Below are 13136 nucleotides of genomic sequence, written 5' to 3'. Positions count from 1 at the left end.
GGCCGCCGGGGGCCTACGTCAGCGGCACCGATCCGCGCAGCCGGTCGGTGATGCGGATCATCGTCGGGCCGTCATGCCCGGCCGCCGTGACCGCCGCGTCGATCAATTCGTCCAGCGTTTGCGGCTCGGCCACCCGCCAGCCATTGGCCCGTGCGATGGCCGCCAGATTGGGGGTGTACAGATCGACGCCGATGGGTGCCACGCCGGCATTGGCCATATGGGTCTTGATTTCGCCATAACCGCTGTTGTCGTGCAGGATCAGGATCACCCGCGCCCCCGCCTCGGTCGCACTGGCCAGTTCGGGCAGCGTGAATTGCAACCCACCGTCGCCGCATAGCGACAGGACTGACCGATCCGGCGTGCCGATGGATGCGCCAATCGCGGCCGGCAGCGCGTAACCCAAGGTCCCGAACCCCGTGGCCGAGGACCAGTAGCTGCGCGGGCGGTCGGGGGCATAGCCGATATTGCCCGAATAGGTCAGTTGCGTTGAATCGCCCACCATCACGCAATCGGCCAGCGCATCGCGCAATGCGTCCAGAATGACCAGATCGCGGCGGATTGCGTCGGTCAGATCGGCGCCGGCGCGGGCGGCCTCGGCCCGTGCGGCGCCATCACCGACCCGGCGGTGGCCCAGCCGCAGAATCAGGCCTTTCGCGGCGGCGCGCGCGTCACCGACCAGCCCCAGCGCCGCCCTTGGGCCGCGCCGGATCATCGTCGGGTCTATATCGCAGCGGATCAGCGTGCCGGGGATGCGAAAGCCGCCATCCTCGTCGAAATCGTAATCCGTCGGGCCGATCTCGGTCCCCAGCGCCAGCACCACATCGGCATCCGCCACCAGCGCCCGGACCGAGGGGCGCGTCGCGCTGAGCGGCACGGCAAGCGGGTGATCATGCGCCAGCAGCCCGCGCCCGTTCGTGGTCATCACCACCGGTGCATCCAGCATTTCGGCCAGTTCGCGAACCGGGCCATGCGCGCCGCCCCCGGCAAGGATCACCGGCCGCGCCGCGTCGGACAACAGACCGGCCGCCTGATCCAGCACATCGGGCGAAGGCGCGGGCGGGGCAAGGGGGGACGGTGCCTCGACCGGACCGGCGGCGGGCATCAGGACCACGTTCAGCGGAATTTCCAGATGTACCGGACGCGGCCGCCCGCCCTCGAACACCGCGAACGCCTGATCCAGCGCCGGGCCCAGTTCCTCGGGGCGGTTGATGGTGCGCGAGAATGCCGCCACGCCCGAGACCGTCGCCTGCTGGTTCGGCAGTTCGTGCAGCCAGCCCTCGCCCGAGCCCATGCGGCCATGGGCGTTCACGGCCGAGATGACCAGCATCGGGATGCTGTCGGCATAGGCCTGGCCCATGGCGGTCATTATATTGGTCATGCCCGGCCCGCTGATGATCAGCGCGACCCCCGGCTTGCCGGTGGCGCGGGCATAACCGTCGGCCATGAAGCCCGCCCCCTGCTCGTGCCGGGGGGTGATGTGGCGGATGCCGCTGTTTTCCAGCCCGCGATACATCTCGATGGTGTGGACGCCGGGGATGCCGAAAACCACCTCGACCCCCCGCGCGCGCAGAAGGTGCATCAGGTGTTCGCCGGTGGTGGTCATGTCAACGTCCTTTCCAGATCGGTTCGCGCTTTTCCAGCATGGCGCGCGGACCTTCCAGCGCATCCTCGCTGCTGATCATCCGGGCCATCGCCGGAAACCCGCCCGAGCGCAGCGCGGCATAGCATTCGGCCAGCGACATGTTGCGGGCCATGCGCGCCGTTTCACGCGCCGCCGCGATGGCAAGGGGTGCGGCGCGCAGCACCCGCTGGCCAAGCGCGCGGGCCGTGTCCATCAACGCGGCTTGCGGCACCACGGCATTGGCAAGGCCAAGCGCCAGCGCCTCGGCCGCCTCCAGCCGGCGGCCGGCATAAAGGATCTCGTTCGCGATCACCGGCGGCAGGATCTTGGGCAGCATGAAGGACCCTACATCGGGCACGATTCCCAGCATGGTTTCCGGCAGCCACAGCCGGGCATGGTCGGCCATGACCACGAAATCGGCCAGCAGGGTCACCTCGAACCCCGCACCCACGGCATAGCCGTTGACCGCGCAGATGACCGGCTTTTCCAGCCCCGGAAGCTCGGGGAAGCCGTAAAGCCCGCCCGGCCCGTAATCGCCGGTATAACCCTCGCCGCCGACCTCGGCCGCTTCGTTCAGGTCCCAGCCGGCGGAAAAGAACTTCTCGCCGCCCCCGGTCAGGATGGCGACGCGCGCCACGGGATCGTCGCGGAACGCGGCAAAGACGGCGCCCATCGCATGGCTGGTGGCGCGGTCGATGGCATTCGCCTTGGGCCGGTCAAGGGTGATTTCCCAGATCGGGCCGTCGCGGCGGGTCTTGACGATATCGGTCATGAAATCTCCTCGGTCGGGCGCATCCGCAGCAGCGCGTCGGCGGCGATGGCATCCTCGGGCGTCACCATAAGCGGGTTGATGTCGAGCTCTTCCAGCGTATCGGCATTCTCGGCCGCGAAATCCGCGACCGCCATTGCCGCATCGACGATGCGCTCGATCGGCGCGGCGGGATGGCCGCGATAGCCGGCCAGAAGCGGGGCCGAGCGCAGCGCCGCCAGCGCCGCGCGCACCTGATCGCGATCGACCGGCAGCAGCAGCGACTGCATGTCGTTCCACAACTCGACCAGAATGCCGCCGGTGCCGATGGTCAGGTAGTGACCCAGCGCCGGATCGCGGCCGATGCCAAGGATCAGTTCCGCCACCGCGCCGGTCACCATCCGCTCGACCAGAAAGGGCGCGTTCAGACGGGCCATGCGTCCGGCCGCGGCGCGCACCGCCTCGGCGTCGTGAAGGTGCAGCGCCACCGCGCCGAATTCGGTCTTGTGCGGCAGGTCGCGGCTGACCGCCTTCAGAACCACCGGATAGCCCAGTTCCTCGGCCGCAGCCACCGCCGCGTCGGCGTCCGCGGCGAAACGGCCCGCCGGGCGCGACATGCCCGAGGCGGCCAGCAGATCCTTTGCCTCGGCCTCATGCAGGGTGATCACCTCGCCCCGGGGGATGGCGGGGCGCCGGCGCGGCATCGGCGCCTTTGGCGGCCTGGCGGTCCCGATCCGCGCCGCGTGGGCGGCCGCCGACATCGCGGTATCCAGCCCCATCAGCGGCGCGATGCCACTGTCCATCAGCTTTCGGGCAATATCCTCGGTCATGTTTTCGGGCAGGCTGGCGACGACCGCGAAACGCGCGCCGGGGGTCATGGCATGGGCGGCGATGGCGGCGTCAAGCGCGGTCTCGCTGCCATTGTCGTCGCAGCGGTCCAGACGCGGAAAATCCATGACCAGAATGTCAAGCCCGTGGCGACAGTCCAGCATCGCGGCATAGGTTGCTGTCATCGCCGGGCCGTCGCCCCAGTGAAAAGTGTGGTAATCCAAAGGGTTGGATATGGTGACCATGGGATTCAGCGTGGCGCGCAGCGCCGCCGCCTGAGCGTCGGTCAGCGGCGGCATTTGCAGGCCGGCAGCCTCGGCCAGATCACCGACCAGCGATGCCTCGCCGCCCGAGCACGACATCGAGCCCAGCGTCATATCGGGCGACGGGCCGAGGACATGCAGCAGTTTCAGCGTCTCGACGAATTCATCCAGCGTGCGCACACGGGCCACGCCGGCGCGGGCGAAGAAGGCATCCGACAGATGCTCGGGCCCGGCGAGGCTTGCGGTATGGGACAGCGTCATCGCCTGCGCGGCCTGCGATTTGCCGACCTTCAGCGCCACGATCGGCACGCCCTTGTCGCGGGCGTGGCGCATCGCGGCCTCCATCCGGGGCGGGTCGTCGAAGCCTTCCAGATGCAGGCCGATGGCGGTGACCCGGGGGTCGGCCAGCGTGGCCTCGATCAGGTCCGAGACGCCGGTCTGCGCCTGATTGCCGGCGGTCAGCAGATAGGCGATCGGCAGCCCCCGGCGATGCATGGTCATGTTTATCGCGATGTTCGAGGATTGCACGATGATCGCCACGCCCCGGTCGACACGGATGCCGCCATGCTGGTCGGGCCACATCAGCGCACCGTCCAAATAGTTGATGAAACCATAGCAGTTCGGGCCCAGAAACGGCATGTCGGCCGCCGCGGCGACCAGATCGGCCTGACGCGCCGCGCCATCGGTCACCTCGCCAAAGCCCGAGGCGAAGCAGACCGCCCCGCCGGCGCCCCGTTCCGCCAGCTCGCGCAATATCTGGATGCTGGCATCGCGGTTCACGCCGATGAAACTGGCGTCAGGCGCGGCGGGCAGATCGGCCACGCTTTTGTAGCACGCCAGCCCCTCGATGGTGTCGCGGGTCGGGTGAATGGGCCACAGATCGCCCTGAAACCCCATCTTGCGGCACTGGCGCAGCACGTTGGCCGACCATTTTCCACCGACGACAGCGATGGATTGCGGGCGAAGCAGCCGGGACAGATCGCGCATCATGCCCCCCGATCAGGCGCCAAGCGGCCGCAGCAACTCGCGCGCGATGATGTGGCGCTGAATTTCGCTGGTGCCGTCCCAGATACGTTCGACCCTTGCATCGCGCCAGAACCGTTCCAGCGGCAGGTCGTCCATCAACCCCATGCCGCCGTGAACCTGAATGGCGGCATCGGTGACGTGGGCCAGCATTTCCGAGGCATAGAGCTTGGCCGAGGCGATTTCGCGGTTCGCGGGCAGGCCCTGGTCCAGCCGCCACGCCGCCGCGAGTGTCAGCCAGTCGGCCGCATCAATCTCGGTCACGCAATCGGCAAGCTGAAAGCCGATGCCCTGAAACCGCCCGATCGGCTGGCCGAACTGCTGGCGGCTGGCCGCCTGCTCGATCATCAGATCAGCCACCCGGCGCGCCCGGCCCACGGCCATGGCGGCGACGGTCAGCCGGGTTGCATACAGCCATTCGTTCATCACCGCGAAGCCGCCATCGACCTCGCCCAGCACCTGCGCGTCGGGCAGCCGGCAATCGTCGAATTCAAGGATCATGTTGCGATAGCCGCGATGACTGACCGAGCGGTAGCCGTCGCGGATGGTGAACCCCGGCGTCCCCCGGTCGACCAGAAACGCGGTCAGCTTTTTCTTCGGACCCGATCCGGTCGCCTCTTCCCCGGTGGCGACAAAGACGATCACGAAATCGGCGTGATCCGCGCCCGAGATGAAATGCTTGGTGCCGTTCACCACCCAATCGCCGCCGTCCCGGCGTGCGAATGTCTTCATGCCGCGGACGTCGGACCCGGCGTCGGGTTCGGTCATGGCCAGCGCATCCATCCGCTCGCCCCGGACGGCGGGCATCAGGTAACGGTCGATCTGGTCGCCCTTGCAGGCCATCAGGATGTTCTGCGGCCGGCCGAAGAAATGGGTCAGCGCCATCGAGCCACGGCCGAGTTCACGCTCGACCAGCGCGAATTCAAGATGCGTCAGCCCCGCCGCGCCGACCGTATCGGGAAAGTTGCAGGCATAGAAGCCAAGCTCGATGGTCCGCTGCTTGATCTGCCGGGCCAGTTCCGGCGGCACCACGCCGGTCCGCTCGACCTCAGCCTCATGCGGCTGGATCTCGCGCTCGACAAAGCGGCGCACGGTGTCGACGATCAGTTGCTGTTCTTCGCTCAGGCCGAAATCCATGGCCGCCATCTCCCCCCAGGTGACGCGAAACTATGCAATTGCATAGCAACGATTTCAAGACCAATTCAGCGCGGCAGATCGCGCCGGAAGGGTACCACATCGGGATCGGGCGGGCATTCCAATTCGCGGGCATAGCGGTGGCCCTGATAGACCGCATGGACGATCATCGCGGGAGCCAGCGCATCGCCGATGGTGGTCACGGATTGCAGCCCGGCATCGGCCCAGTCGGCGGCGCGGGACATGAGGGCCTTTGCCAGCCCGTCCCGTGGCAGGCGGTTGCCGACCAGCACGACCGCATCGGCCTCGATCACCGAAGGGGTGCCGGTGACGTTGCTTGCGGCGTGCAAACCCCCGGGGCCGACCGAGGTCGCCGCGGTCCGGGTCGCCAGCGTCACCCCGGCGGCGACCAGCCGCGCCTCGATGACCCCTTGCTCCAGCGTGTTCACCGTCCAGTTCGAGACCAAGGGCGCCGGCGTCGCCAGCGTCACCCGGGCGCCGTTCAGCGCCAGCAATTCGGCGATCGCGCCGCCAACCGAATAATGGTCATCGTCATAGACCACGACCCGACCGGTCGGCCGCGCGCCGGCGAAAATGTCGTCCGGGGTCAGAACGGTCGCACCGGGGGCGATGTCGAAACCCTGCGGGTGATGACGGCCAAAGCCGTTCCGCGCCCAGTCGGCGCCGGTTGCGATGGCCACATGGGTCGCGCCGAATTCCAGCACATCCTCGGCGGTCAGGCGGCTGGCCGGATAGGTTTCCAGCTGATCCAACCGCTCGATCTGCCCGATCCGGTAATCGGCCACGCGGCGCCATGCCGCCAGCCCCGGCAGCGCCGATTCGGCCAGCACCCGCCCGCCCAGCCGGTCGGCCGCTTCGGCCAGCGCAACCGCGTAACCGCGCTTGCCCAGTTGGTGCGCGGCCTCGAGCCCGGCGGGCCCCGCACCGACGACCAGTACGCGCGCGTCCGAGGCGCGGGGCTGGATGATCTCGGGGTGCCAGCCGCGGCGCCATTCCTCGCCCATGGTCGGGTTCTGGGTGCAGCGGATCGGCACCGACTGATTGTCCGAGGCGATGCAGATATTGCAGCCGATGCATTCGCGCAGATCGTCGGAACGCCCCTCGGCGATTTTCAGCGGCAGGAACGGGTCGGCGATCGAGGGGCGCGCCGCCCCGATCAGGTCCATCACCCCGCCCTTGACCAGCGCCGCCATGGCATCGGGCGAGGTATAGCGCCCGACCCCCACCACCGGCTTGCTGGTCAGCGCCTTCAGCCCGCGGAAATATTCCTCTTGGAAGCCCTCGGGCGAAAAGCGCGAGGTCTGGCTGTCGGTGGGCCAGGATCCCATGCAGAAGTCCCACAGGTCGGGCAGTTCGCCCAGCATGCCGATCAGATCCTCGATCTCGGCACGCGCCAACCCGTCCTTCACGCCAAGCTCGGCCACGGCGATGCGGACCGGCACCGCGCAATCATGGCCGACGGCGTCGCGCGTGTCCTCGATCAGTTCCCGCAACAGCCGGGCGCGGTTCTCCAGACTGCCGCCATAGGCGTCGCTGCGCTGGTTGGTGGCTCGGGACAGGAATTGCTGCGTCATCGTCAGCCCGTGCCCGGCATAGACGAAGATCATGTCATAGCCCGCCGTACGCGCCCGAAGCGCCGCCGCGCGATGCCAGCGGCGCAGGGCGCGAATGTCGGACAGATCCATGACCCGGGCCTGCTGCGGCTCCATCGCGCCCGAGATGACCGAGCCCGGCCCCGGCCCCATCGGCACCATGCGCGAATACAGGTTGGTGCGCGGCGCGTTATAGACCAGCTCGCACCCCGCAAGCGCCCCGTGTTCGTGGATCGCCTCGACCACCCGGGCATGAAGCGGAATGTCCTCATCCTGCCAGATCCGGCCCTCTTGCGCGGGCGCGACCTCGCTTGACGGGTGGATCTCGACCTCTTCGGTGCAGACGACGGCCCAGCCGCCGGCGGCCTTCATGCCGCGCATCCCGGCCAACGCATTCGGTTCACGGTGGCCCATGCCGTTGCAATGCGGCACCTGATAAAAACGGTTCTTCGCCGTTTTCGGGCCGATCTGGATCGGCTGAAACAGGATATCGTGGCGGGGATCGCGCATGTCGGACCTCTGGCTAAGGGGTGTTTCGGATCAGGCGGTACGCTCGCGCATTGCCCGGGCGTGGTCGGAAATCCGCTGCATGGCCTGCGTCAGGGTTTCGTCGGGCACCGTCAGCGACAATCGCAGAAAATCCCGCGCCGCATGCCCGAACGATCCACCGGGCATCGTCGAGACGCCCTGTTCGACCAGCAGCGAGCGGGCGAATTGATCACCGTCCATGCCGGTGCCCGATACGTCGAGCATCACGAACATACCCGCCTGCGGCAGGTCCGCCCGCAAACCCGGCGTCGCATTCGCCGCGTCGCAGACCAGACGCGCCCGGCGGGACAGCATTTGGCGCAATGTGGCGGCGGTCGGGTTCGGACGGGTCAGCGCGGCCACGGTCATATCGGCGATGAACGGCTGATTGCCGAACAGCATCATTTCCGCAAGCGGCAGCAGGCGGTTGCAGAATTCCGCCGGTCCCACCACCCAGCCGCTGCGAAAGCCCGGTGCCGCGTGGGATTTGGAGATCGAGGATACGACCACCGTCCGTTCGGCGGCATCGGCGCGATCGAAAGGCGAGGCGAAGGCCGTCTCGCCGAAGATCAGCTCCTCATAAACCTCATCGCTGATGATCCACAGATCGCGGCGCCGGCAAACCTCGGTGATGGCGGCGATCTCCGCCGCATTCAGAACCACCCCGGTCGGGTTATGGGGCGTATTCAGCAACAGCGCGCGGCAATCGGGGGTCAGCGCGGCCTCAAGCGCCTGTGGGGTCAGGCGAAAGCCGTTTTGCTGCGGCATCGGCACCGGGACCATGCGGGCGCCGGTGGCGCGGATGACGCCCTCATAGGTCGCATAGCACGGGTCCGGCACGGCCACCGCATCGCCGGTTTCGACCAGAGTCTGCATGACGGCATAAAGCGCATTCTGGGTGCCCGGCAGGCAGATCACCTGATCTGTGCCGATCTGCCGTCCGCTGCGGCGGCTGTATTTCGCGGCGATGGCCGCCAGCAGCGCCGATTCGCCGTGGCCGTCCGAATAGGCCGTGCGCCCCGCCCGCATCGCGTCCACGGCAACCTCGATCAGATCGGGGTCGACGGGCAGATCGGGTTCGCCGATGGTCAGTTCGATGATGTCACGGCCCTGCGCCCGCAGCTTGCGGCCCAGAAAATGCACCGCCCATTTGCCCGAACCAAGCCCGTCAAGCCGGGCGCCCACCGACGAATAGCGCATCATTCCTCCTTTGGGATTTCCAGGGTGACGCCCATAAGGCTGGCCACGCCGTTCACGCCCAGCGCGACCACCTCGCCCCCGGCAAAATCACTGGACAGCATGCTGCCCTCAAGCCACAGCCCGTCCAGAAGCGCGTTGACGGCGATGGCGAGCGCCCGGCAACGTTCCGGGCCGGCCGGCCTGCCCTCGGCGGACAGAACATCGGCGATCAGCGGTTCGACCTGCTCGCGAAAGCCAAGATAGCCGTCGCGGTGCACGGCCCCGATCGCCGGATCGGCATGGATCATCGAGATGAAATTCGCCCAAAGCGAAAACATCCGCGGATCGACGACGGCGCCGCCCAGATTGGCGGCGACGAACAGGCCAAGCCGGGCATGGGGCGGCAGATCGGCGCGGGCCAGCGCCGCGCGACCGGGCACGGTCAGCCGGTCGATGGTATGGCGATAGGCCGCCAGCAAAAGCTGTTCCTTGTTGTCGAAATGGTGCCGGATCAGCCCGTTCGTCACCCCGGCGCGGGCCGCGACCTCGCGCAATGTGGTGCCGCGCAACCCGTGTTCGGCCACGCAATCCAACGTCGCCTCGATCAGCCCGGCGCGACGCTCATCCGCGGCGACGCGTCTGAAATGGCGCGGGGATGTGGCGGGCGCGGACAATTCCGGAAACCTCGATAAGTTGAGACGGCCAATCACTATGCAATTGCATAGTTTCTGACGGCTGTCTAACCTTGCTGTCAATAAACAGGGGCGAAACGGCCCGGACTGCCAACAAGGGGGAAATATCATCATGACTGCTTTTCGTATTGCGATCGTCGCCGCATTGGCGCTGACAACCGGCGGCGCCATGGCCGAAACGCTGAAGGTCGGGATCGCGGCCGAACCCTATCCGCCCTTCACCGTCCCCGACGTGTCTGGCAACTGGAGCGGCTTCGAGATCGACTTTGCCAACGCCATCTGCGCCAAGATGGGCGATACCTGCGAGATCACGCCGACCTCGTGGGACGGTATAATCCCGGCCCTGACCAGCAAGAAGATCGACATGATCGTAGCCTCCATGTCGATCACCGAGGATCGGATGAAGACGATCGACTTTTCAGACCCCTATTATAACACCCCGGCGGTTCTGGTCGGGGCGAAGGACGCGCCCGACTATACCGGGCCGGATCAGCTGAAGGGCAAGATTCTGGGGGTCCAGACCGCGACCACCCATCAAAGTTATGCCGACAAGCATTTCGCCGGGATCGCCGACATCAAGGTCTATCAGACCCAGGACGAGGCCAATCAGGACCTTGCCTCGGGGCGCATCGACTATGTGCAGGCCGATATCCTGCCGATGACCGATTACGTGAATACCGAAACCGGCAAGGCCTGCTGCCGGATCGTGGGTCAGGTCGAGGCGGACAAGGCGATTCTGGGCAACGGCGTCGGGGTCGGCCTGCGCAAGGGCGACACCGCGCTGAAGGACAAGGTGAACAAGGCGATTGCCGATATCCGCGCCGATGGCACCTATAAGACCATCAACGACAAGTATTTCACCTTCGACGTATTCGGAGAATAAGCAGGGCAGGCGGTGTTTGATCCGCAGCTTCTGGCGCTTTCCCCGCCCGGCTGGGGCGGGGTATTGCTGCGCGGGCTGGCGACGTCGTTGCAGGTCGCGGGTGCGGGTTACGGGCTTGGACTTCTGATCGGGTTCTGCGGGGCGATCGCGCGGCTGTCCGGCCCGCTTTGGCTGCGCGATCTGGTGGTGATCTACACCACCCTGATCCGCGCCATACCCGAACTGGTGCTGATCCTGCTGATCTATTTCGCCGGCACCGCGGCGCTGAACGCGGGGCTGGAGCGGCTGGGGCTTGCCGCCATCGAGGTGTCGCCCTTTGCGGCGGGGATCACGGTCATCGCGCTGGTTCAGGGCGCCTACGCGACCGAGGTCATCCGCGGCGCCATCCAGGCCATCCCCCGCGGCCAGATCGAGGCCGCCGCCGCCTTTGGCCTGACCCGGGGGCGCCTGCTGCGCCGTATCGTCCTGCCGGCGATGCTGCCGCATGCGCTGCCGGGGTTGGCCAACCTGTGGCTGATCGCGACCAAGGACACGGCGCTTCTGGCGGTGGTGGGCTTTACCGAACTGACGCTGGCGACCCGGCAGGCCGCGGGCACGACCAAGCATTACCTGACCTTCTTCTGCGCCGCCGGGGTTTTGTATCTGGCGGTCACGCTGATCTCGACCGTCCTGTTCCGCTGGCTGGAAAGGCGCAGCAGGCGCCATATGCAGGCGCCCCGGGCATGAGCGCGCTTTTCCGTATCATTCCCCCGCACCGGATCCTTTATGCGCTGATCGGCACGGCCCTGTTCGTCGCGGCGATCCGGGGGCTGAACTGGGACTGGTTGCCTAAATACCTGCCGCTTCTGGGACAGGGGTTGTGGACGACGGTCTGGCTTTTGTTCGCCAGCGTCGGCCTTGGCTTTCTGATGGCGGTGCCGATCGGGCTGGTGCAGGTCACCGGCCCGCGCCCGCTGGCGTGGCTGGCGCGCGGCTTTTGCACCATCATCCGCGGCACGCCGCTGCTTTTGCAGCTTTGGCTGATCTATTACGGGCTCGGCTCGCTTTTCCCGCAGATACCGGGCATCCGTGACACCTGGCTTTGGCCCTATCTGCGCGAGGCCTGGCCGTTCGCGCTGGCCGCGCTGACGCTTTCCTTCGCGGGGTACGAGGGCGAGGTAATGCGCGGCGCCTTCGCCGGCGTGCCGAAGGGCGAGCTGGAGGCCGCCCGCGCCTTCGGCATGTCGCGCGGTCAGGTTCTGCGCCGGGTCTGGCTGCCGCGCGCCTTTCTGCGTGCGCTGCCGACCCTGACCGGCGAGGTGATCCTGCAACTGAAATCCACGCCCCTTGTCGCGACGGTGACGATGATCGACATCTATGCCGTGATCTCGAAAGTCCGGCAGGAGACGTTTCAGATCTATGCGCCGCTTTTGTTGCTGGCGGCGATGTATATGATCCTTGCCGGCGTTCTGATCGTGCTGCTGCGCCGGGTCGAAAAGGGGTTCCCGACGGATGGTTAAGATCGCGGTCCTTGGGCATGACGCGCTGGCCGCCGAATGGGCGGCGCGGCATGTGGTGTTCGGCAATCAGGTCGCGGTTTTCGGTGACGCTGATTGGTCCGGCGCGCTGGCGCGGGCCGAGCGGGGTCTGACCCGCATGCTGCTGGCGCCGCTTGGCGATTTGCAGGCCCCGGCGGTATCGGACGATCCGCATGAGGCGGTCAGGGACGCGGAACTGGTCCATGTCACCGATGCGGCTCTGGCGCCGGCAGACGCGCGTGTGCTGCTGTGGTCGGGGGCCAGTCCGGCGCCTGCCGGGGCGATCAGCGCCGATCCGATCCGGCCGGTCTGGCTGCTGCCGGGGGTGGCGCTGACACTGCCCGCCGCCGCCGATCCCGAAAAGCTGCTGCGGGCCGAGCAATTGCTGGGCGAAATCGGCATGACCGTGCTGCGCCGCGACATTCCCGCCGGGCCTGTGCCGGACACATTCATGATCGCGGGCGGCGGGTTGCGGCTGGCGCAGGGGGCGGCGGACGATGCGCTCGACACGCGGGCCGAGGATGATCTGATCGCGATGATGCAGGCCCTGCGCGGCGGCACGCACCCCATCGGCGCCGCGCTTGCCGCGATGGAGGATCGGTTCAACCGCCGCGCCCATATCGGGACCGACCGCATGGCCGGCTTGCCGGATCTGGCGTTTCACGTCCCGGGCGCGTGGCTTGACTATAACGGTCATCTGACCGAATCCCGCTATCATCAGGCTTTCGGCGACGGGACCGAGGGGCTGTTCACCGCCCTCGGCGCCGACGCCGCCCACCGTGCCCGCGGTTTCAGCTTTTACACTTTGGAGACCCATCTGCGGCATCTGGATGAGGCCCATGTCGGCGAGCGTATCCGCATCGCCACCCGGGTGTTGGAGCATGACACCCGCCGGATCCGCATCCTGCACCGCATGTATGGGCCGACGGGCGCTGAAATCGCCACTTGCGAGCTGATCACGATCCATGTCGACATGGCTGCGGGAAAGTCGGTCCCGATGCCCGATGCGATGGCCGAGCGGCTGCGGCGGCTGGTGGCGGCCCAGAATGACACGGGGGCACCGGCTTTTGCCGGGCGCGGCATCCGTTCGCTGCAGAAATAAGCCGC

General features: G+C 67.2%; 11 protein-coding genes. 4 read left to right on the top strand and 7 right to left on the bottom strand.

Features of this window, described 5'->3' with window-relative positions:
* Positions 1–13 precede the first annotated feature (13 nt).
* The 7 genes from ACFSCT_RS02055 to ACFSCT_RS02025 all read right to left on the bottom strand — a co-directional run bounded on the left by ACFSCT_RS02055 (position 14) and on the right by ACFSCT_RS02025 (position 9611).
* Entirely contained in the window at positions 14–1603 is a 1590-nt protein-coding gene (locus ACFSCT_RS02055) for a 5-guanidino-2-oxopentanoate decarboxylase (protein WP_379139721.1), read from the bottom strand.
* Position 1604: 1 nt separating this feature from the next.
* On the bottom strand, positions 1605–2393 hold the full coding sequence (locus ACFSCT_RS02050; protein WP_379139720.1) for an enoyl-CoA hydratase-related protein: 789 nt from the start codon (positions 2391–2393) through the stop codon (positions 1605–1607).
* Positions 2390–4447, bottom strand: coding sequence for an acetate--CoA ligase family protein (locus ACFSCT_RS02045; protein WP_379139719.1), 2058 nt, complete (start codon positions 4445–4447; stop codon positions 2390–2392). Before ACFSCT_RS02045 ends, ACFSCT_RS02050 begins: the two co-directional genes overlap by 4 nt.
* 12 nt (positions 4448–4459) lie before the next feature.
* Positions 4460–5620: an acyl-CoA dehydrogenase family protein gene (locus ACFSCT_RS02040; RefSeq protein ID WP_379139718.1), complete on the bottom strand. Its 1161-nt coding sequence runs from the start codon at positions 5618–5620 to the stop codon at positions 4460–4462.
* Positions 5621–5685: 65 nt separating this feature from the next.
* Positions 5686–7740 (bottom strand): oxidoreductase, encoded by a 2055-nt coding sequence (locus ACFSCT_RS02035; protein ID WP_379139717.1) that lies wholly within the window; start codon positions 7738–7740, stop codon positions 5686–5688.
* 30 nt (positions 7741–7770) lie between these two features.
* Positions 7771–8958: a pyridoxal phosphate-dependent aminotransferase gene (locus tag ACFSCT_RS02030; RefSeq protein ID WP_379139716.1), complete on the bottom strand. Its 1188-nt coding sequence runs from the start codon at positions 8956–8958 to the stop codon at positions 7771–7773.
* Complete coding sequence (locus ACFSCT_RS02025; protein ID WP_379139715.1) at positions 8958–9611, bottom strand: TetR/AcrR family transcriptional regulator; 654 nt, start codon at positions 9609–9611, stop codon at positions 8958–8960. The genes ACFSCT_RS02030 and ACFSCT_RS02025 overlap by 1 nt, the downstream gene beginning before the upstream one ends.
* 130 nt (positions 9612–9741) lie before the next feature.
* Between ACFSCT_RS02025 and ACFSCT_RS02020 the strand changes: the two genes are divergently transcribed.
* Genes ACFSCT_RS02020 through ACFSCT_RS02005 form a run of 4 tightly spaced genes read left to right on the top strand, consistent with a single transcriptional unit; the run spans position 9742 to position 13131 of the window.
* Entirely contained in the window at positions 9742–10512 is a 771-nt protein-coding gene (locus ACFSCT_RS02020) for a transporter substrate-binding domain-containing protein (RefSeq protein WP_379139713.1), read from the top strand.
* Between the two features lie 12 nt (positions 10513–10524).
* Positions 10525–11238 (top strand): ABC transporter permease, encoded by a 714-nt coding sequence (locus ACFSCT_RS02015; RefSeq protein ID WP_379139712.1) that lies wholly within the window; start codon positions 10525–10527, stop codon positions 11236–11238.
* Positions 11235–12011 carry an ABC transporter permease gene (locus tag ACFSCT_RS02010; protein ID WP_379139710.1) on the top strand — a complete coding sequence of 259 codons (777 nt, stop codon included), beginning with the start codon at positions 11235–11237 and terminating at the stop codon, positions 12009–12011. Before ACFSCT_RS02015 ends, ACFSCT_RS02010 begins: the two co-directional genes overlap by 4 nt.
* On the top strand, positions 12004–13131 hold the full coding sequence (locus tag ACFSCT_RS02005) for a thioesterase family protein (RefSeq protein WP_379139709.1): 1128 nt from the start codon (positions 12004–12006) through the stop codon (positions 13129–13131). Before ACFSCT_RS02010 ends, ACFSCT_RS02005 begins: the two co-directional genes overlap by 8 nt.
* The last annotated feature ends 5 nt before the right edge of the window (positions 13132–13136 follow it).

It is taken from the genome of Paracoccus pacificus, assembly GCF_042680785.1.
Lineage (GTDB): Bacteria > Pseudomonadota > Alphaproteobacteria > Rhodobacterales > Rhodobacteraceae > Paracoccus > Paracoccus pacificus.
Note: the sequence above shows the minus strand (reverse complement) of the source record. Positions and strands in the feature narration are given on the sequence as shown.

Bases quoted from the DNA above. Each gene is read 5' to 3' on its own strand.
- ACFSCT_RS02055 (WP_379139721.1), bottom strand. From the start codon at position 1,603: ATGACCACCACCGGCGAACACCTGATGCACCTTCTGCGCGCGCGGGGG.
- ACFSCT_RS02050 (WP_379139720.1), bottom strand. From the start codon at position 2,393: ATGACCGATATCGTCAAGACCCGCCGCGACGGCCCGATCTGGGAAATC.
- ACFSCT_RS02045 (WP_379139719.1), bottom strand. From the start codon at position 4,447: ATGCGCGATCTGTCCCGGCTGCTTCGCCCGCAATCCATCGCTGTCGTC.
- ACFSCT_RS02040 (WP_379139718.1), bottom strand. From the start codon at position 5,620: ATGGATTTCGGCCTGAGCGAAGAACAGCAACTGATCGTCGACACCGTG.
- ACFSCT_RS02035 (WP_379139717.1), bottom strand. From the start codon at position 7,740: ATGCGCGATCCCCGCCACGATATCCTGTTTCAGCCGATCCAGATCGGC.
- ACFSCT_RS02030 (WP_379139716.1), bottom strand. From the start codon at position 8,958: ATGCGCTATTCGTCGGTGGGCGCCCGGCTTGACGGGCTTGGTTCGGGC.
- ACFSCT_RS02020 (WP_379139713.1), top strand. From the start codon at position 9,742: ATGACTGCTTTTCGTATTGCGATCGTCGCCGCATTGGCGCTGACAACC.
- ACFSCT_RS02010 (WP_379139710.1), top strand. From the start codon at position 11,235: ATGAGCGCGCTTTTCCGTATCATTCCCCCGCACCGGATCCTTTATGCG.
- ACFSCT_RS02005 (WP_379139709.1), top strand. From the start codon at position 12,004: ATGGTTAAGATCGCGGTCCTTGGGCATGACGCGCTGGCCGCCGAATGG.